The sequence below is a fragment of the Streptomyces sp. NPDC001604 genome (assembly GCF_042893475.1).
In the GTDB taxonomy this organism is placed as follows: Bacteria; Actinomycetota; Actinomycetes; order Streptomycetales; family Streptomycetaceae; genus Streptomyces.
In genome coordinates, this window is the sequence record NZ_JBIAUY010000018.1 from 25,319 (window position 1) to 45,361 (window position 20,043).

At 69.5% G+C, this 20,043-nt stretch carries 15 protein-coding genes; 8 read left to right on the forward strand and 7 right to left on the reverse strand.

Annotated elements, in window-relative coordinates; translation table 11 throughout:
* Positions 1-196: 196 nt before the first annotated feature.
* The 5 genes from ACFY1E_RS36430 to ACFY1E_RS36450 form a co-directional block, all read right to left on the reverse strand.
* The gene (locus ACFY1E_RS36430; protein WP_389083947.1) at positions 197-1,753 is read right to left on the reverse strand and encodes an alpha-L-arabinofuranosidase B; all 1,557 of its coding nucleotides are present in this window, start codon (positions 1,751-1,753) and stop codon (positions 197-199) included.
* Between the two features lie 292 nt (positions 1,754-2,045).
* Positions 2,046-3,473, reverse strand: coding sequence for a glycoside hydrolase family 43 protein (locus tag ACFY1E_RS36435; RefSeq protein ID WP_389083949.1), 1,428 nt, complete (start codon positions 3,471-3,473; stop codon positions 2,046-2,048).
* Positions 3,474-4,218: 745 nt separating this feature from the next.
* Entirely contained in the window at positions 4,219-4,980 is a 762-nt protein-coding gene (locus ACFY1E_RS36440; RefSeq protein WP_389083952.1) for a ribosome-inactivating family protein, read from the reverse strand.
* Between the two features lie 278 nt (positions 4,981-5,258).
* Entirely contained in the window at positions 5,259-8,981 is a 3,723-nt protein-coding gene (locus tag ACFY1E_RS36445; RefSeq protein WP_389083954.1) for a helix-turn-helix domain-containing protein, read from the reverse strand.
* A 384-nt stretch (positions 8,982-9,365) separates the two neighbouring features.
* A complete protein-coding gene (locus ACFY1E_RS36450; RefSeq protein ID WP_351462708.1) occupies positions 9,366-10,004 on the reverse strand; it encodes a hypothetical protein in 639 nt (212 codons plus the stop codon).
* A 386-nt stretch (positions 10,005-10,390) separates the two neighbouring features.
* Here ACFY1E_RS36450 and hemL point away from each other — a divergent pair, with 386 nt between their 5' ends.
* The 8 genes from hemL to ACFY1E_RS36490 all read left to right on the forward strand — a co-directional run bounded on the left by hemL (position 10,391) and on the right by ACFY1E_RS36490 (position 18,625).
* Positions 10,391-11,722, forward strand: a complete 1,332-nt coding sequence (hemL, locus tag ACFY1E_RS36455; RefSeq protein WP_389083957.1) for a glutamate-1-semialdehyde 2,1-aminomutase — start codon at positions 10,391-10,393, stop codon at positions 11,720-11,722.
* Positions 11,719-12,417, forward strand: coding sequence for a histidine phosphatase family protein (locus ACFY1E_RS36460; RefSeq protein WP_389083960.1), 699 nt, complete (start codon positions 11,719-11,721; stop codon positions 12,415-12,417). The genes hemL and ACFY1E_RS36460 overlap by 4 nt, the downstream gene beginning before the upstream one ends.
* Before the next feature lie 173 nt (positions 12,418-12,590).
* Positions 12,591-13,880, forward strand: coding sequence for a hypothetical protein (locus ACFY1E_RS36465; protein WP_389083963.1), 1,290 nt, complete (start codon positions 12,591-12,593; stop codon positions 13,878-13,880).
* Positions 13,881-13,947: 67 nt separating this feature from the next.
* On the forward strand, positions 13,948-14,571 hold the full coding sequence (locus ACFY1E_RS36470; protein WP_389083965.1) for a TlpA family protein disulfide reductase: 624 nt from the start codon (positions 13,948-13,950) through the stop codon (positions 14,569-14,571).
* Position 14,572: 1 nt separating this feature from the next.
* Positions 14,573-15,343 (forward strand): cytochrome c biogenesis protein CcdA, encoded by a 771-nt coding sequence (locus tag ACFY1E_RS36475; protein ID WP_344403542.1) that lies wholly within the window; start codon positions 14,573-14,575, stop codon positions 15,341-15,343.
* Between the two features lie 3 nt (positions 15,344-15,346).
* Positions 15,347-17,113 (forward strand): cytochrome c biogenesis protein ResB, encoded by a 1,767-nt coding sequence (locus ACFY1E_RS36480; protein WP_389083968.1) that lies wholly within the window; start codon positions 15,347-15,349, stop codon positions 17,111-17,113.
* On the forward strand, positions 17,110-18,207 hold the full coding sequence (ccsB, locus tag ACFY1E_RS36485; RefSeq protein WP_389083970.1) for a c-type cytochrome biogenesis protein CcsB: 1,098 nt from the start codon (positions 17,110-17,112) through the stop codon (positions 18,205-18,207). The genes ACFY1E_RS36480 and ccsB overlap by 4 nt, the downstream gene beginning before the upstream one ends.
* A gap of 25 nt (positions 18,208-18,232) precedes the next feature.
* Positions 18,233-18,625, forward strand: a complete 393-nt coding sequence (locus tag ACFY1E_RS36490; protein WP_389083973.1) for an SRPBCC domain-containing protein — start codon at positions 18,233-18,235, stop codon at positions 18,623-18,625.
* Here the strand turns inward: ACFY1E_RS36490 and ACFY1E_RS36495 are convergent.
* Positions 18,612-19,577, reverse strand: a complete 966-nt coding sequence (locus tag ACFY1E_RS36495; RefSeq protein WP_389083976.1) for an isopenicillin N synthase family dioxygenase — start codon at positions 19,575-19,577, stop codon at positions 18,612-18,614. The two genes, ACFY1E_RS36490 and ACFY1E_RS36495, sit on opposite strands and share 14 nt — an antisense overlap.
* The gene (locus ACFY1E_RS36500; protein WP_389083978.1) at positions 19,570-20,037 is read right to left on the reverse strand and encodes a nucleoside deaminase; all 468 of its coding nucleotides are present in this window, start codon (positions 20,035-20,037) and stop codon (positions 19,570-19,572) included. Before ACFY1E_RS36500 ends, ACFY1E_RS36495 begins: the two co-directional genes overlap by 8 nt.
* Between the last annotated feature and the right edge of the window lie 6 nt (positions 20,038-20,043).

Below are 20,043 nucleotides of genomic sequence, written 5' to 3' on the forward strand. Positions count from 1 at the left end.
CCGCGCTGTCGCGGGCGGCCTCCGGCTACCGGCTCGTCGGTCGAACTCCACCACAAGCCGGGCAGCGCTGCTTGGACCTGGAAGCAGGCGTACGTCCCCAGGACCGAATGGTGTCTCCGGGGCGCAGGAAGGTGCGGGCGGATGGAGAGCCCGTGGGCGGCCCCGGCCCGGAGCCGCCCACGGGCTCGGTCCCTCGTCAGCTCCAGGGAGCCGCCGTGAGCCAGCTGGTGTCCTGGGCCCATGACGTCGTGGAGTCCCAGGCGTTGGAGCCGCCGTTGCTGGCGATGTAGACCGTGTAGTTGTAGTGGCGGAGGTACTTCGTCGGGAAGTTGACGGACTGGAACGAGGTGCCGGTGCCGCTGTTGCCCGAGGTGGGGCAGAAGGTGGCGTCCTTGGCGAAGTTGCTTCCGCCGTCGTCGAAGTTCAGGTTGAGCTGGTAGTTGTAGTGGCGCAGGAACTGGCCGGGCTTGTCGACGGACTCGAAGGACAGGCACGAGGTGTCGGCCAGGCCGGCCCGGACGATCCAGGTGGCGTCGGCCTTGTCGGTGGCCGAGCTGGCTGAGGTGATGTTGGAGATGACGACCTTGGTGTCGGCGTCGTCGTGGCGCAGGTAGTGCGAGGTGCAGCAGGGCGAGGTGGTGGCCTTCAGGGAGATCCGGGAGCCGGGGGTGAGGGTTCCGGTGCTGGTCGAGCCGCTGCTGTAGCCGGCGGCGGTGATGTTGGCCTGGACGGCGTTCTCGGTGGCGTCCGAGGGGTAGCCCTGGGTCATGACGCCCTCGTAGAAGGTGCCCTGGGCCCACTTGCTGTTGTCACCTCCGATGCCGAGGATGATCGCGCCTTCCTTGTGCATCGGGTTGTAGCCGGAGACGGTGGGGCGTACGCCGTTGTAGAAGGTGGACAGGCCACCCGACTGGGCGTCGCCGCCGCGCAGCGCCCACTGGTTCGCGCCGCCCTTGAGCATGGCGGTCAGGAACCGGTGGTCGACGCTCGGGTCATTGGCGTTGAATCCGCGGTTGACCCCGGAGAACAGGCCGTTCTCCAGGTCGGCCATGACCCAGGGGCCGTTGTCGCTGCCCCAGCCCCAGGCCTTGCTGTTGCCGAAGTAGAGGGCCTCCATGTGGCCGTTGCCGGTGTCCAGGTTGTTGGTCTCGGCGTTGCCGTAGTCGAAGCAGCAGCCGCCGTTGAAGTGCTTGCCGTTGAAGATGGCGTACATGCCCTCGGGCTGGTCGCCGGTGGCGATGCCGTTGGTGTTGTTGTTGCGGTAGCCGGTGCCGGGGGCGATGTAGACGCCGTACGCCTTGTGTCCGCCGACGGTGACCGGTGCCTCGACGGCGTTGGCGAGGTTGTCCGGCCCGCCGGCGGCTCCTCCGGCTGGTGCCTGGGTGAGGTTGTTGCCCTTGGGTGACTGGTCGTAGATGACGGTGATGACGCAGCTGGTGTTCGCGCAGAAGGAGTCCTGCTGCGCGGCGTCGGCGACGCCTCCGGCGGTCAGCGGGCCGATGTCCTTGGTCGCGCCGTCGGAGGCACGCTTGACCTGGTAGAGCGGGCCGTTGTACGCCCCGTACAGGGCGCGGGTGGTGCTGTGCGCGGCGACGCAGGGGGTGCCGCCCGCGGCGTAGATGTCGCACGGCCCCTGGGTGGCGGCCTGCGAGGGGGCGGCCGTGGCGGTGAGCAGGCCGGCGGCGAGCGCGGCGGTGGCACCGGCCGCGAGAAGCGCGCGTCTGGCGCTGCGTATCCACGGTGGCTTGATCATGAAGGACTCCTTCACGAGGTGGGTTGTGAGGTGAGGCGTCGACGAACCCGTGGTGCCCGGCTGTGTGAGGGCGCGGGTTGCGTCGACGCCTCCGGGGCCGGTGCGGCTACAGCCGTCTTCGGCACCGGCCCCGGAGGCTGGTTGCTCGTCGGATCCAGGGAGCGACGGGTGGCGGCGGCGAAATGGGTGGTCCCGTCATGGGGGCTTGAGACAGAAGCTGGGATTCGTCTCCCCTGCCCGCCCCTCACGACATCGCCGTCGCCGTCGCCGGAAGGGAGATGTCGGTGGCGGGTCAGCTCGTCACACGGAAGGTGGCGTCGCTGCGACCCGTCACGGTGGTGATCGGGTCGAGCTTCAGGTAGTAGGCGTAGTGGCGGATGTAGCGGTCGTGGAAGTTGTACGACTGGAACGACGACCAGGTGGAGTCGGCCAGGCCGGCGACCTTGCGGAAGGTCGCGTCGGCGGCGAACTGGGCGGTGCCGTCGTAGAGGGTGAGCTGGAAGTCGTAGTTGGCGTGCCGCAGGAAGTAGCCGGGGTGGTTCACCGACTCGAAGGAGACGGTGCCGGTGCCCGCCAGGCCGGGCCTGAGCCGGAACTGGGAGTCCTCGACGGGGCTGACGTTCGGGTCGATGCGCACGTCGAAGTTGATCTGGCGCACGTACCGGTCCTGGAAGTTGTACGACTGGAGCCGCTGCGCCGGGGTGTTGGGCCAGCGGGCGAGCACGCGGCTCTCCTCGGCGGCCGTGAGGGTCATGATCGCGCCGTGGCGCTTCGGGGTGCCGCCCATGTCGTAGCCGGTCGCGTCCTGAAGCCGGTAGGTGCTGACGTCGAACGGGTTGGTCGTCAGGATCGGCCGGTATTCGCGGACGCCCTGCGGGTTGTTGTAGTCGATGTAGAGGGCCCACTCATTGCGGTCCCGGAACTTCATCCAGACCGGGCCTTCGACCACATTGCCGGTGAGGCCGATGCTGGAGAGATTGCCGAGGTTGGTCCACGTCCCCAGGATCGAGTTGGCGCCCTCGACGTTGTTCTGGCCGTCGCCGGAGACCCTCAGGTAGCGGTAGGGGCCGGTACCGGCGGGCACCTCGGTCATCTGGGTGTCGACGACCGGGGTGCTGCCGGGCGGGTCGATCCAGATCTGCGGGGTGGTGATGGTGCGGAAGTCCTTGGTGCGGGCGGCGTAGATGCGGTACTTGAAGATGCCGTTGACCGTGGCGTTCGTCGCCCAGTACAGGACGTAGTCGTCGGTCTCGGGGTTCCAGATCGCCTCCGGCGCCCACGCGTTCTTTCCGCCGGGGATCAGTCCGGCGGCGCCGAGCAGCCACGGCTTCGACCAGGTCACCAGGTCGGTCGACTCCCACACCACGAAGTTGGGGCTGCCGTTGGTGTACGTCGAGCCGCAGCGGATGCACAGGTCGGTCGCGATGATCCAGTACTTGCTGCCGTCGGGTGAGCGCACCAGTGCGGGGTCGCGCACCCCCTTCGTGCCGATCGTGGAGTTCAGGACCGGCGCTCCGCCGTTGAGGTCGTTCCAGTGCAGGCCGTCCGTGCTGTGCGCGAGGTACAGCATCTGACCGGTCGCGGAGTCGCCGGTGAAGTGCACCATCAGGTAGCCGGGGTCGGCGGCGGCCGCCCGCTGGGGCGTGGTCAGGGCCTGCCCTGTGAAGAGGAGGCAGACGGCGAGCAATATCACCGTCAGCCGGGCGCGGAGCGCAGACATCGGATCTCCTGTCGGGTGCGGGTGCCACTGCCGGGCGAAGGGGGAGCGGGGTGGTGGGGGGCCTTGGTCTCGGAGTGGGTGGGACGGGACCCGGACACCGTGTGGGCCGGAAGGGGGGATCCGAACGACGGTGTTTCACCGCTTCGCCCAGGACGCCGTGGTGAAGGCGGGTCATGGCGCGCGAGCATGGGCGTTCGCCCAGGTGGGGCGGGTGCGGCACGGGCCGGGTGTCTGCGTGTCTCAGCGCCCGTGGAGGCGTTTCAGGTGGGCGGCTCTTCGACCGGAAGCCTTCATGACCAACTCACTGTCCCATCAGGCGCGTTGAACGGTATATCGAACGCTGTTCGTGAAATCGGGCAGAGGCTAAATCCGGAAAAGAGAGCGCGTCAATACATCCGACACATCCGATTAACCGAACGTACAAATGAGCGATCCGGCACTCGCCCGGCCCCTGGCGGTGGCGCACTGACGGGAGACGCGACGCGGCACGTCCGATCACGACCGACGGGACCGTCGCCGCACAGGACCGCGGTCGAGGTCACCTTCCCCAGGGCCAGACGCCCTGGCCGCCGCCGACGTGATTCCTCGCCGAGAGCGGGGCGCGCGCCACCTCCAGGCGTCCCCGAGGACGGCTCGTCGTTCACGCAGACCGTGGCGCGCAGGTACTCGATCGGCGGCGTGGTGTCGCCGTTCCAGCTTTCCCAGAGAGGGCGGTGCGGCCGATGAGGACGTGGCTGATGCCGGTCTAGTTACGCATCAGGCCGACCTGCTGTGCGGTGACGAAGACATCTGACCCGTGGTCCATGCCGTTCGCGATGCGGTTGGCGATGGGACGGAACCGGGAGGCCTCGGTGATGGCGATGATGTAGCGCAGCATGCCGCGCGCCTGGGCGGTGCGGTCGGCGCCGCGGACACCGAGGTCCCTGAGGCTGTTCTCAAGGCTGGACTCGCTCAGGTCGACGGCGGTCAGCGACTGGTTCGCGACGCGGGCCAGAGCGTCGCAGCCCTCCTTGCCGAGGAACCAGTCGTCGTCGGCGTCTTCCTGGTTGGGGGCGTCGGAGGCGAGGTTCAGGACGAAGTTGTGCGGGGTGTCGCTGGAGAAGAACCGCACGACGCAGAAGTCCCTGAGCCGTACGACCGCATGCACCGTGGGAGTGTGGTTGCCGCTGCTGATCACGATGTCGGCGAAACTCTGGCCCTCCGTGCCGCCGGTTTTGGCGACGTTCACCTCGATGTCGACGTCAGGCATGACGCGGCCGTCGGCCGAGGTCTCGGCGAGGTTGCGCAGCTGGTCCAGCATTGTCAGATAGGCGCCCGAGCCGCGGTTGATGTTCCAGCGGACCTGTGGGAAGTCGAGGTGTTTCTTCCCCGCGACGGTCTCGGCGTTGATCGGCACATGGTCCGCCGCCGTCGAGGCGGATGTCTCGGTGTCCCTGGGCACCGTGAAGAACACCAGGATCCCGAGAAGGACGGACAAGGCGACCGTGATCAGGATGCTGGTGGGCATGGTGTGCTCCGGTTGTTCGACGTACAGCGATGTCACGACCGACGCTCACAGCCGGGAGGTTGTCCGGCAGGCCCCCTTGGCCACCGCAAACAATTCCGGAGGATCAAGTTCCACGCTACTTGTCCGGATGTAAGCCCGCTGCTCGACGCCCCGCCCGCTTCTTCGCGCCGTGCGGCAGGACGCGAGACCACGGGGGCACAGCCGGGTTGCGCGGGTGGGGATGCCCAGGAGGGGCCGTCCGGCTGGTTCGCGCCGTACCGGCGCGAGGCCCGTGACGGTCAGGGGCAGACCCGCCTGTACGGCCGGTCCGGGAGGTAGGTGTGCCACTGCGCCCGGGTCAGCTCCGTGTTCCCGGCACGGGAGCAGACAAGGGATGCCGCCCGGTCAGGATCCACGACGTACCGCTGGATCGGGGCGTGCTTGCCGCCCGCGTACAGCATCGTGCTGTCCGGGCTGAAGGCGAGCGTGTCGACGCTCTCACCGGGGGTGGGCAGAGGAGGACCGAGAGGCTGCTGGGTCGCGATGTCCCAGAGCTGGACGGTGCCCGCGTCGCCGCCCACGGCGAGCGTGCTGCCGTCCGGGCTGAACGCGAGAGACGTGATCGTCTCGGCTGAGCCGGTGGACGGATCGACGGGCGCCGAGAAGACGTTCCTCAGGATGCCCGCTCGGTGCCGGAGACCGCCGTCCCAGATGGCCACCCGCCCTGTCCCGTCGCCGGCCGCAAGGCGGCCACCGTCCGGCGCGAAGGCGATGGCTCCGATGTCGTCGTGCTGGACGAGGTCATGGACGTGGGACCGGCCCGCCCGGACCACGCGGTTGTCGGTCACGAGGAGCCCGCCGTCCCGGCTGACGGCCAGATGACGGCCGGCCGGGCCGGGGAGAAGCGCCGTCCTCCGCTGCCGCGTGGTGTCCCATGTCTCGTTGAAGTAGCCGCCCTCGGTCAGACGTGCGGTGAGGAGCGTACGACCGCCTGGTCCCAGGGCGATCGCGTCCGTGGATGTGGTGGACGCCGTCGCCAGGTCCACCGTGGCCTTCGCGTGTCCGGCGGCCACGTCCCACACCGTCACACGCTGAGGCGCCGTGTCCCAGGGGGCGGAGACTCCGTACGCGAACGAGCCGCCGTCGGGGCTGAAGGACAGCAAGGGCTCGGTGATGTCCCCGGGGACCCTCGGGACGCCGGTGCGGAAGGAGGGACGTGACGGGGGCGGCAGGGTTCGCAACAGACGGCCGTCACGCGTGTTCCGCAGCTGGACGACGTAGCGGTCACCGATACGTTCGGCGGTGGCGAGCGTCCTGCCGTCGGGGCTGAGCCGGACCCCGGCGAGCGGACTCCTGCGCCAGGCGCGGGTGAGCGTCGTGGTGAGGTCGAGGGTGTGGACCGTGCCTCCCTCGAGGTACCGCAGCAGGGGCCGCGAGGGGTCCCAGGCGAGACCCGAGAGCGACTCGCTGTCCAAGGAGTGTCGGAAAACGGGGGCGCCGCCCTTGGACAGACGCCACACTCTGATCTCCTGGCCGCCGCCCGTCGCCAGGAAGGAGCCGTCCGCGCTCACGACGGCCGACACGGCGCCCGGGTGGGCGATGTCGGCGAGTTCTCGTCCCGACGTGGTGTCCCACACTCGCACCCGGCCCCCGGCAAGAGCCAGGAGTCGGCCGCCGGTGAGGTCGAGGAGGGTGTCGTCAGCACAGACGCCGCGAGCGCTCGTCCAGGCACCGGACCGGACGCCGCGCGTGGAGGTGTCCCAGACCTCCGGGGCCCGGCCGCGCGGGCAGACGGCAAGCAGCCGGTCGTCGGCCGCCGCGGCGGCGCGCTCCCCGCTGCCGGCCGACGGGGTCCGGAAGACCAGATGGCCGTCGGTGGCGGAGTAGAGCCCAACCCGGTCGTCGAACAGACTCGTCACCAGGTAATTGCGCCCACTCGCCGCGAAGCTCACGGTGTACGTGTCCGGCAGGGGACCCCCGATCCAGCGCCTCGTTCGGGTGTCCCACAGCCGCTGGGTCCTGTCGGTGGTCTGGATGACGAGCACCCGGCCGCCCGGGCCCGCGGCGAGCACCGACCCGTGCGGTAGCGGCCCCGAGGCGATACGGCGGTGGGTTCCCACATCCCACGTCCGCCAGGCGGCGCTACCGCCGATGCTGAGCAGCGTGCGCCCGGAGACGTCGAGGACCCGCCTCGGTTCGTCACCGGGCGCCGGGTCGGTGAAGTTGTCCAGTTCGGGCTGGGCCAGCGCGCCCAGCAGGGCTCGGCGGGACTCCGGCAGCGGGGACATGCGCCATGCGGCGACACCGAGCAGCATCGCGGTGCGCGGGTCGGTGGTCCGCAGTGCCTCGGCGACCGCGGCCGCCCGGCGGGCCGCCGTGTCGGTGGTCTGCTTCTCGCTGTCCTGCCGCAGCCGCAGAGCGGTCAGCCCGACGACCAGGGCCACCGCCAGCACGGCACAGAGCGAGGCCGTGAGCGTGCGGCTGCGGCGCCGGGCCCGGGTGGCGGCCCGCTCCTCCTCCGCCCGCTGCTGCGCCGCGGCGACCAGGAAGGCCGTTTCCTCGGACGTCAGACCGTCGTAGCCGCGGTCCTCGCCCGCGAACAGTTCCTCGGCCCGCGCCAGGCGGGTGCCCCGGTACAGCGTGCCCGGGTCGCGCTCGTGCTCCAGCCAGGTACGGGCGGCGTCGGTCAGCTGCCGGTGCTGGCGCAGCCGCTCCCGGTCCGCGTCGATCCACTCGCGCAGCCGCGGCCAGCAGGTGATGAGAGCCTCGTGGGCGAGCTGAGTTCCGTCGTCGTCGGTGGTCAGCAGCCGGGCCCGGGTCAGCCGCCCGGCGACGGCTCGCACCTCAGGGTCCTCCCACCCGGCCATTTCCTCCCAGCTGAGCGGGCGGCGGGTGTCGGCGTTGCCCTGGCCGGGCTCGACCATCCGCAGGAGCAGGTGCCGGGCGGCGTGCGCCTGGGCCGGGGAGAGCTCCCCGTACGCCTCCTCGGCACTGGCCGCGATCGCGCCGCGTACCCCGCCGGCCGCTTCGTAAGCGGCCAGGGTCAGCATCCGTCCCTTGCGCCGCTGCCAGGTCTCCAGCAGGGCGTGGGACAGCATCGGAAGTCCGCCGGGCTCGTCGAGCACGTCCTCGACGATCCGTGCGGTCAGGGTCCGCTCCACGATGAGCCCGGCCGCCTGCGCGGGACCGATCACCGCCTCGCGCAGCTCGTCCGCGGTCATGGGCCTGACCAGCAGCCCGCTCGAGTGCAGCGCCTCCGCGAGCCGCGGGTGCTCGGCGCACCGTGCGTAGAAGTCGGACCGTACGGCTATGAGCACGCGCAGTCGGCTGCCCGGGTCGCGGGCGGCGAGCAGAAGGTCGAGGAAGCGGTCCCGCTCGGCGCGCTCGCGGCAGAGGGTGAAGACCTCCTCGAACTGGTCCACCACCACCCAGCTCTCCGGCTCGTCTGCCTCCGGCGTCAGCAGATGTCCGTAGGTGGTGGCGGGCCGGGCCCCCGGAGTGAGGATACGGAGCACCGCCGTACGCCCCTCCTGCGCGATCTTCTCCCGCAGCACGGGTATCAGACCAGCCCGCAACAGGGAGGACTTGCCGCTGCCGGACGCTCCGAACACCACGGCGAAGGGGGACCCGCACGCCAGCTCGCTCAGCTCGTCGATCAGCCGGTCCCGGCCGAAGTACAGCTCACGGTCGTCCGGCTCGAAGCGGGCGAGGCCGCGGTAGGGCGGTGCGGCGTCGGCATCCTCCTGCCGCTCCTGCCCGGCCCGCGCCTCGGCCTCCGCCCACCGGGCCTCCCACTCAGCGGGGTCCTCCCCGCACGCCTGGACGTACGCCCGGAGCACGGCCAACGACGGCAGCCGCTCGCCGCTCGCCGCCTTCGCCAGGGTCGTCACCGAGAAGCTGGCCTTCTTCGCCATGGCCCGGTACGACACGCCACCCGCCGAACGGCGCAGCTCCCGAAGATCATGGGCGAGTCGCTGCACGGGACCGGCCGCCGGGTCGACCGGTAGTTCGGGGCGCCCCATGACGAAGCCTCTTTCGCATACAAGAAGAACATGCTGATCAGCAGCACAAGGTACTTTTCGTCCCCCTTGGGCGAGAACCCTTTCCGACTGTGATGTCCGCCCGAGAAGTTGCTCGTACCGTGAGGCGGGCGGCGTGGCCGTGTCCAGCGAACCAACCGGGATGACATCTCGGCAGGCACAGAGGGGCAGCGTCCACGCACTGCCGTCCAGCGAGACCCGCACCCGCAAGGCGATAAACCGAGGCAAGCGGCCCGACCGCCGAGGGCACATCAGTACCCCAGCGAAACCAATGCGCCCTGGCCGCCCGACGGCCATCTACGCCACCAAAAAGGGCGAGGTCCGAAGACCCCGCCCAACCCGCAAGAAACCCCGGCTCAGAGCCGATCAGGGCCACACAAGGCAGTACGGCTGATGCCCCGCCTCATGCAGCCGATGGCTGAAGTCCTGCCACTCGTGCAGCAGTTGGTACACGTTGAACGCATCCCGCGGGCCCCCGCGGTCCGGCACCGTCGACCAGATGAACGCCGCCGCGCCCACCGCCTCCTCGCCTATGCCCCGCAGCGGGTCGACGACCGTCATCGGGAGCTTGACCACCGCGTAGTCAGGGTGCAGGACGACCAGTTCCAGGGGCGGGACCTTGTGGAGGGGGACGCCTTCGATGCCCGTGAGCACCATCGCCGCCATCGTCTCCGGCTTGATCTTGGTGAACATGCCGTTCATGCCGAGCTCGTCGCCGCCGAGTTCCTCGGGGCGCATCGAGATCGGGACACGGGCCGCGGTCGCGCCGTCCGGCGCGCCGAAGTACTTGTACGTCACCCCCACCCGACCACCATTCCTGCTCCCCGCCCGGAGCGCGTCGCCCCGGCGGTCGATCCGCCGGTCGATCTGCTCGGGCTCGCTCGGTGCACCCTGTCCCCGACGTGCCTCGGTCGCTTCCTCCGCCTCGCGTCGGTGCCTTCCTCGATGGGCACGTCGAGGACCCAGGTCATCAGTCCCCTCGCCCAGTCCGCCACCGCGATGCATATCTCCACCCGACTGCTTTTCTAGGACGCGTGGCCCCCGCCGCGCAACCCGATCATCGTGTCAGTGACCTCCCCCACGGCCGCCCGCCGAAACGTGCGTTGAAACACCTGTCCGCAGGATCTTCGCAGCCTCTGAACAAGCCTCCGTACACCTCGTCGTACACCTGGCCGCGCACCCGGTCGTACATCCATCCGTACACCTATACGTACGCCAGGGCCGTATGAGCTGTGTGTATCAGGTCCCAGTTTCGCAGATCGTCCAGGGCGGCGGCTGTCCTGCCGGTCAGCAGCGGCGCCCGCTGCCGCCCGTGCACCCTGGCCTACCCTGAGGAGGTCCCTTGCAACCGGAGCCCGAGAAGTCGGAGAAGGTCGGAGAAGTCGCAGGTCATGAGCGAACTGCCTGATTCACTGCCTTATTCATACGAAGCGCCTGTCTCGCAGGCACTGTTCGACCGGGCCGCGGCCGTCACTCCCGGTGGTGTGAACTCCCCGGTGCGTGCCTTTCGTGCCGTGGGCGGTACGCCCCGGTTCATGGTGTCCGGTACCGGTCCGTATCTGACGGATGCGGACGGGCGGGACTACGTCGACCTGGTGTGTTCCTGGGGGCCCATGATCCTCGGGCACTCCCACCCGGAGGTCATCGCCGCCGTTCAGGACGCCGTCTCGCGCGGTACGTCGTTCGGTACGCCCGGTGAGGGCGAGGTCGCGCTCGCGGAGGAGATCGTCGCTCGAGTCGAGCCCGTGGACCAGGTGCGGCTGGTGTCCAGCGGGACCGAGGCCACCATGAGCGCCATCCGGCTCGCCCGCGGGTTCACCCGGCGCACCAAGGTGATCAAGTTCGCCGGGTGTTACCACGGTCACGTCGACTCGCTGCTCGCCGCCGCCGGCAGCGGAGTGGCCACGTTCGCCCTTCCCGATACGCCCGGCGTCACGGGCGCCCAGGCCGGCGACACCATCGTGCTGCCGTACAACGACCTCGAGGCCGTCCACGAGGCCTTCCACCGGCACCCCGGTGAGATCGCCTGCGTGATCACCGAGGCCTCGCCCGGGAACATGGGTGTCGTGCCGCCGCGACCCGGGTTCAACCAGGGCCTGAAGGACGCCTGCTCCAAGAACGGCGCCCTCTTCATCTCCGACGAGGTCATGACCGGTTTCCGGACCAGCCGGGCGGGCTGGTTCGGGATCGACGGGGTCAAGCCCGATCTGATGACCTTCGGGAAGGTCATGGGCGGCGGGTTCCCCGCCGCCGCCTTCGGCGGGCGGGCCGATGTGATGGCGCATCTCGCGCCCGCCGGGCCCGTCTACCAGGCCGGCACCCTCTCCGGGAACCCGGTCGCCACCGCGGCCGGCCTCGCCCAGCTGCGCCTGCTCGACGAGGCGGCGTACGACAAGGTCAACGCCGTGTCGGCGACGATCCAGTCGCTCGTCACCGAGGCGCTGAGCAAGGAAGGCGTCGCGCACCGGCTGCAGAACGCCTCCAACATGTTCTCCGTCTTCTTCACGGACCGGGAGGTCCGCGACTACGAGGACGCCAAGAAGCAGGAGTCCTTCCGCTTCACCGCCTTCTTCCACTCGATGCTGGCGCAGGGCGTCTACCTTCCGCCCTCGTCCTTCGAGTCCTGGTTCGTGTCCACGGCCCACGACGAACAGGCCGTACAGCGCATCGCCGACGCCCTCCCGGCGGCGGCCCGAGCGGCGGCGGAGGCCACGGCAGCATGAGCGACAGCACCAACACGGCGGGCAGCGACATCACCGTCGTCCACGTCATGCGGCACGGCGAGGTCGCCAACCCGGGCGGGGTCCTGTACGGGCGGCTGCCCGGCTACCGCCTCTCCGAGCTGGGCCGGCAGATGGCCGAGCGGGTCGCCGAGCACCTCGCGCCCCGCGACATCACCTACGTCTGCGCCTCCCCGCTGGAGCGGGCCCAGGAGACGGCAGCCCCGATCGCCAAGGCGCACGGGCTCGACCTGGCCACCGACGAGCGGCTCATCGAGGCCGACAACGTCTTCCAGGGCAAGACCTTCGGGGTCGGGGACGGCGCGCTGCGCAAGCCGGGCAACTGGAAGCACCTCGTCAACCCGTTCAAGCCGTCGTGGGGCGAGCCGTACGTCGACATCGTCGTCCGGATGATGCAGGCGCTGGACTCCGCCAAGGACCGGGCGCGGGGGCACGAGGCCGTCCTCGTCAGCCATCAGCTGCCGATCTGGATCGTGCGGTCGTACGTCGAGAAGCGGCGGCTGTGGCACGACCCGCGCAAGCGGCAGTGCACGCTCGCCTCGCTGACGTCCTTCACCTACCAGGGCGACAAGCTCGTGTCCGTCGGCTACAGCGAACCGGCCCGCGATCTGGTCCCGGCGCATCTCCTCGCGGGCGCCAAGCCGGTGAAGGGGAAGAGCAAGGCCTTCGGCGCCTGAGGCTCCCTTTGAGGAAGTCATGGGGCCCCATTGGGAGTTGAGAAATCCCCTTTGGTGTCCCATGACACGTTCGTGACAATTGTGGCCAGATCAACGTGATCGTCAGGAACCTCTCCCTTCGTCATGTCCTCTGAATGGGTGACCACCACAGGACATGACGAATCGGGGTTGGAATGCGCACTCGCAGCGCTCTCACTCGCAGGGGAATGCTCGGTCTCGGCGCGGGCGCCGCGGCCGCCGTCGGACTCTCCGGCTGCGGCACCCTCACGCCGTCAGACGGGTCCACCCACTCCTCGGGTTCCAAGAGCGGCGGATCCGACAAGCCGGCGCACCCCGCCCGCCCCATCGGCGACGGCTCGACCTCCTTCACCGGCAAGCAGCCCCATCAGCCTGCGAAGCCCGAGCCGCTGGAGCCGGGGCAGACCCCGCCGCAGTTCGTGATCTTCTCCTGGGACGGGGCCGGCGAGGTCGGCAACGGGCTCTTCCCCCGCTTCCTCGACCTCGCCAAGCAGCACGGCGCGTCCATGACCTTCTTCCTGTCCGGGCTGTATCTGCTGCCCGAGTCGAAGAAGCGCCTCTACAACCCGCCGAACAACCGGCGCGGCGCCTCCGACATCGGCTACCTCACCGACGAGCACATCAGGTCCACGCTCACCAACGTCCGCCGCGCCTGGCTCGAAGGCCACGAGATAGGCACCCACTTCAACGGCCACTTCTGCTCCGGCTACGGCACCGTCGGCAACTGGACGCCCGCGCAGTGGAAGAGCGAGATCCAGCAGGCCAAGGCCTTCGTGAAGGAGTGGCGGACGAACACCGGGTGGTCCGACATGCCGTCCCTGCCCTTCGACTACGAGAAGGAGCTGGTCGGCGGCCGCACGCCCTGTCTGCTCGGCCAGAACAGCCTGCTGCCCACCGCCAGGGAACTCGGCTGGCGCTACGACGCCTCCTCGCCCGGCGGCCGCCAGGTCTGGCCCGAGAAGAAGCACGGGCTGTGGGACCTGCCGCTGCAGCAGATACCGTTCCCCGGGCGCAGCTTCGAGGTCCTGTCGATGGACTACAACATGCTCGCCAACCAGTCGGTCAACTCGACCAAGGCGCCCGCCTACAACTACCCGGCCTGGCGCACCCAGTCCGCACAGGCCTACATAGCGGGCTTCGAGCGGGCATACAAGACAAACCGGGCGCCTTTCTTCATCGGCAACCACTTCGAGCACTGGAACGGCGGCATATACATGGACGCCGTCGAGGAGGCGTTCAAGCACATCGCCCGGGAGAAGGAGAAGGGCGCGGACGTACGCCTCGTCTCCTTCCGGCAGTTCGTCGACTGGATGGACGTGCAGAAGCCGGAGGTGCTCGCCAAGCTGCGCACCCTCGGCGTCGGTCAGCAGCCGGCGGGCGGCTGGAAGACCTTCCTCAAGCAGACCCCCTCCTCCTCGTCCTCACCCCAGGGACAGGGTGCCTGAAATGCGGGTTTCCCCCCCGCAAGGGGGGTGCGCACGACCCCGGGAACGGGCATGCGAAACTTTTCACATGAGTGCCGCCAGCCGCGCCCCCGTGCGCCCGAACCGCGCACGTCGCCGAGCCGTCCTGACCACCGCCGGTGCCGCGGTCGCCGCGCTGCTGATGTCCGCCTGCTCGTCCGGAGGGACCTCGGGCGGCGGCGGTGACACCAACTTCGTCATGGGCAAGGACGGCATCTCCACCGCGAAGAAGGGGGAGCGGGCCGCGGCGCCCGACCTCTCCGGCAAGACCGTCGACGGGGGACAGCTCGACGTCGCCTCGTTCAAAGGCAAGGTCGTCGTCCTGAACGTGTGGGGTTCCTGGTGTGCCCCCTGCCGTGCCGAGGCGCCCAACTTCGAGAAGGTCTACCAGGACCTCAAGAGCAAGGGCGTCCAGTTCGTCGGCATCAACACCCGCGACACCAGCACCCAGAACGCGGTCGCCTTCGAGAAGCAGCAGGGCATCACCTACCAGAGCCTCTACGACCCCACGGGCAAGCTGATGCTCCGCTTCAAGAGGGGCACCCTCAACCCGCAGGCGGTTCCCTCCACGCTCGTCCTCGACCGGGAGGGCAACATCGCCGCCCGTTCGCTGGCCGCGCTCAGCGAGGACAAGCTGCGCACGATGATCGCCCCGGTCCTCGCGGAGAAGTGACGTGACCTCAGTCACCACGCTCGCCGCGACGGGCTACAACGACACGGTGCTCAACGGCGCCCTGCTGCTCGCGTTGCCCATCGCGCTCCTCGGCGGACTCGTCTCCTTCTTCTCCCCGTGCGTCCTGCCGCTCGTCCCCGGCTATCTGTCCTACGTCACCGGGGTCGCCGGCACCGACCTGGCCGAGGCCCGGCGCGGTCGGATGGTCGCGGGCGCCTCCCTCTTCGTGCTCGGCTTCACCGCCGTGTTCGTCTCCAGCGGCGCCCTGTTCGGCTACTTCGGCGACACGCTGCAGGACAACAAGGGCATCCTCTCCAAGGTGCTGGGCGCGCTCATGATCCTCATGGGTGTCTTCTTCATGGGCCTGATGCCCTGGATGACCCAGCGGGAGTTCCGCTTCCACAAGCGGCCGGTGGCAGGTCTCGCCGGTGCGCCGCTGCTGGGTGCGCTGTTCGGCATCGGCTGGACCCCCTGCATCGGCCCGACCCTCGGATCCGTGCTGACCCTGTCCGCACAGCAGTCGAGCGCGGGCCGGGGCGCCATACTGACCGTCGCCTACTGCCTCGGCCTCGGCGTGCCCTTCGTGCTCGCCGCGGTCGCCTTCCGCAAGGCGCTCGGCGCCTTCGGCTGGGTCAAGCGCCACTATGTCTGGGTGATGCGGATCGGCGGCACGATGATGATCGTGACCGGTCTGCTGCTGCTGACCGGCGCCTGGGACCGCATCGTGCAGGACATGCAGTCCTGGTCCGCCGGCTTCACTGTGGGGATCTGATCGATGAGCAAGGCCACCACCACCGGTACGCCCCCCGAGCGGGCCGAGGACCCGGACCTCGGCGCCGCCGGCTCCCAGCTCTCCACCGCCCCCAGCGAGGAACTGGCGAACCTGCCCGGCCTGGGTGTCATCGGCTGGGCCCGCTGGTTCTGGCGGCAGCTCACCTCCATGCGGGTCGCGCTGCTGCTGCTCCTGCTCCTCTCCCTCGGCGCCATCCCCGGCTCGCTGATCCCGCAGTCCGGCATCGACGAGACGAAGGTCGCCGACTTCCGCAAATCGCACACCTTCCTCGCGCCGGTCTACGACAAGCTCGGCCTCTTCCACGTCTACAGCTCGGTGTGGTTCTCCGCGATCTACATCCTGCTGTTCGTCTCCCTCATCGGCTGCATCGTCCCGCGCACCTGGCAGTTCATCGGCCAGCTGCGCGGCCGGCCGCCGGGCGCCCCCAAGCGCCTGACCCGGCTGCCCGCCTACACGACCTGGCGCACGGAGACCGAGCCCGAGCAGGTGCGCGAGGCCGCCCTCGCCCTCCTCAAGAAGCGCCGCTTCCGCGCCCACCTCGCCGGTGACGCCGTCGCCGCCGAGAAGGGCTATCTGCGGGAGGTCGGCAACCTCGCCTTCCACATCGCGCTGATCGTGATGCTGATCGCCTTCGCCTGGGGCCAGCTCTTCAAGTCCGAGGGCAACAAGCTGGTCGTCGAGGGCGACGGCTTCTCCAACACCCTCATCTCCTACGACGACTTCAAGTCCGGCAACCTCTTCACCCCCGACGACCTGGTGCCGTTCAGCTTCCACCTGGACAAGTTCACCGGCACCTACGAGGCCAGCGGCCCCAACAAGGGCACCCCGCGCACCTACCAGGCCGCCCTCACCTACAGTCAGGGCGCCTACGGCAAGGACAAGAAGGACCTCGTCAAGGTCAACGAGCCGCTGGAGATCGGCGACGCCAAGGTCTACCTCACCGCCCACGGCTACGCCCCCCTCATCACCGTCCGCGACGGCAAGGGCAACGTCGTCTACCGCGACGCCGTACCGCTCCTCCCGCTCGACTCCAACGTCACCTCCACCGGTGTGGTCAAGGTCCTCGACGGCTACAAGAACGCCAAGGGCGTCAGCGAACAGCTGGGCATCTCGGCCTTCCTCCTGCCGACCTACACCCCGGGCAGCGAGACGGCTTCCACGTTCCCCGCGCTGCGCAACCCGGTGCTGAACCTGACGCCGTACCACGGTGACCTCGGCGTCGACTCCGGCATCCCGCAGAGCGTGTACCAGCTCGACAAGGCGCATGTGAAGGAGTTCAAGGACTCCAAGGGCGCCCAGCTCAGGGACAACCTGAGGCCGGGCCAGACCATGCAGCTCCCGAACGGCGCCGGCTCGATCACCTACGAGACCACCAAGCAGTGGGCGAACTTCCAGGTCGTCCAGCAGCCCGGAACCACCTGGGCCCTCGCCGGTTCCCTCACCGCGATCTTCGGCCTCGCCGCCTCCCTGTTCATCCAGCGCCGCCGCGTCTGGGTGCGGGCCGTCAAGGGCGCCGACGGTGTGACCGTCGTCGAGATGGCCGGCCTCGGCCGCAGCGAGTCCGCCAAGGTCCCCGAGGAACTCGGCGACCTCGCCGGAATCCTGTACGACCAGGCACCGGGCGCACCCGAGCCCGACGAGCACTCCCACGCCTCCGACGCCGATCCCGACGCCGGCTCACCGGACCAAGACGACACCACCACCCCCGACACCGAAGTCGTACCTGCCGAAGGGGCTGAGACGCAGTGACTCTCGCCGCCGGAACCGAGTTGGCCACGGCCACCAACGAACACCTCGCGAACATCAGCAACACGCTGATCTACTCCGCGATGGCCGTCTACACCCTGGCCTTCTTCGCGTACATCGCCGAATGGCTCTTCGGCAGCCGCAGCAAGGTCGCCCGCACGGCCGCCGCGCTCACCACGGAGGCGAAGGGGAGCAAGGCCCCCGCCGTCACGGTGAACAAGGCGGGCGGCACCGCCGTGCTGGAGCGGCCCAAGGTCGTCGTACGGGCCTCGGCCGGTGCGCGGGACGTGCCGGACGGGCCGGGGGCGCACGGCGGGGACGAGCAGGGCGACCTCTACGGGCGTATCGCCATCTCGCTCAGCGTGCTCGCGTACCTCGTCCACCTCGGCGGTGTGATCGCCCGCGCGGCCTCGGTGGAGCGGGCGCCGTGGGGCAACATGTACGAGTTCAACATCACGTTCTCCGCGGTCGCCGTCACCGTGTACCTGGTGCTGCTCGCGCTGAAGAAGAACGTCCGCTGGCTCGGCCTGTTCCTGATCACCACGGTCCTCCTCGATCTCGGCATCGCCGTCACTGTCTTGTACACCGCCAGTGACCAGTTGGTTCCCGCCCTCCACTCGTACTGGCTGTACATCCACGTCTCCACCGCCATCCTGTGCGGCGCGGTCTTCTACGTGGGCGCCGTCGGCACGCTGCTGTACCTCTTCAAGGACTCGTACGAGACCAAGCTGGAGAACGGCGGCACACCCGGCCGCTTCGCGACGTCCTTCCTGGAGCGGCTGCCCGCCTCCTCCTCCCTGGACAAGTTCTCGTACCGCATCAACGCGGCCGTCTTCCCGCTGTGGACGTTCACGATCATCGCGGGCGCGATCTGGGCCGAGTCGGCCTGGGGCCGCTACTGGGGCTGGGACCCCAAGGAGACCTGGGCGTTCATCACCTGGGTCGCCTACGCCTGCTACCTGCACGCCCGCGCCACGGCCGGCTGGAAGGGCCGCAAGGCCGCCTACCTGGCACTGATCGCCTTCGGCTGCTGGCTGTTCAACTACTACGGCGTCAACATCTTCGTCAGCGGCAAGCACTCGTACGCGGGCGTCTGAGCCGCGGGTGGCCGACACTGGTGTCATGAGCGGTTCCATCGCACAGGGCACCAGTCAGAGCCACGGGAACACGCACATGCTGCACTTCCTGGTGCGGATCCCACGGCGCATGGAGGACGTCTGGCCGGCGGTGGCCACCCCCGAGGGCCTCGCCCGGTGGTTCACCGCCGCAGACGTCCTCGAACCCAGGCTCGGCGGCGCGGTCGCCCTGCGTGACCTGGGCAGCGGCCGGGTCACCGCCTGGGACGTGGACCGGGTCGCCGAGTACACGCTGGACGACGGCGACCGGATCCGCTTCCACCTGGAGCGGGACGGCGAGCAGGGCACGGCCCTCCGCTTCACCCACGAGTACCGGGGAGCGGAAGCGGCGGAGCCCGCCTGGCGGGCCCGCTTCGAGAAGCTGGTCAGCCGACCGTGATCGAGTCCAGCTTCTCCCGCAGATAGCGGTGCGAGTCGACCGGCTCGTACGCCACCCGCCCCACCGGAGCCGGCACCGACTCCACCAGCGTCCCCGGTGTGCACTCGCCGAAGTACACGAGCGACATCAGCTCCTCGGCGGGCGCGTCCGCGGGCGGCGGCAGCACCCGGTGCCGCCCCGACCGCCACCTGTCACCGGTCCAACGGGCCATCAGATCCCCGATGTTGATGGTGAAGGCCTCCGGGTCGAAGGGCGCGTCCTCCCAGCCGCCCTCGTCCGTGTACACCTGCAGTCCGCCCTTGCCCGCCTGCCGGTCGAGGATCGTGACCGTCCCGAAGTCGGTGTGCGGCCCGATGCGGAACTGACCCGGCTGCGGCTCCCCGACGACCTCCGTGCCCGGATACCAGTTGATGTTGAAGCCGTACGTCGGATGGTCCATGTGCCGGGAGAAGAAGTCCGGTTCGAGGCCCAGCGCCTCGCCGAGCAGGGACAGGAGCTGCTTCTCCAGCTCACCCATCCGCTCCAGGTACTCCTCGCACAGCGCCCGGAGCTCCGGCACTTGCCGCGGCCACACGTTGGGCGCGTACCACTCCGCGTTGACGACGGGGTCCTCGAAGGGCTCGTGCGTCGCGAACGTCAGCGACTCCTTCAGGTCCGGCGGCGTCTCCGTACCCTCCGAATAGCCGTTGGCCTCGGCGCCCGGCCCGAGCCAGCCGCGCCCCCCGACCTTCGCCGCGTACGGCTGCTTGACGTCGGTGGGCAGCCGGAAGAACGCCCGAGCCGCCTCCCGGATCGCGGACCGCAGCCCCGGATCCACACCGTGCCCGGTGACCAGCAGGAACCCGGCGGTCTGCAGGGCCTCGTCGACGGTGCGGGCGATGCCGGCGCGGGCGTCCTCGTCGCCGTCGAGCCAGGGCCGCAGGTCGATGGTCGGAATACGCGGGTCACTCACCGATGTCCTCGTTCCACAGTGCCGGATGGTTCTTGATGAAGTCGCGCATCATGCCGATGCACTCGGGGTCGTCCAGCAGCACGATCCGCACGCCGTGCTCCGCCAGCCAGTCGTGCCCGCCGTGGAAGGTGGCCGCCTCGCCGACCACCACCCGCGAGATGCCGAACTGGCGGACAAGGCCGGAGCAGTACCAGCACGGCGAGAGGGTCGTGACCATCGTCGTACCGCGATACGAGCGCTGCCGTCCCGCATTGCGGAAAGCGGCCGTCTCCGCGTGCATCGAGGGGTCGTCGTCCTGGACGCGCCGGTTGTGGCCGCGGCCGAGCAGGGTGCCGTCGGGGCCGTAGAGCGCGGCACCGATCGGGATGCCGCCCTCCGCGAGCCCGGCACGGGCCTCCGCGACGGCGGTGGCGAGCCAGGCCCGTGCCGTCGCCTGGTCCAAGGGGTCCTCAAGGTCCATGTCCTC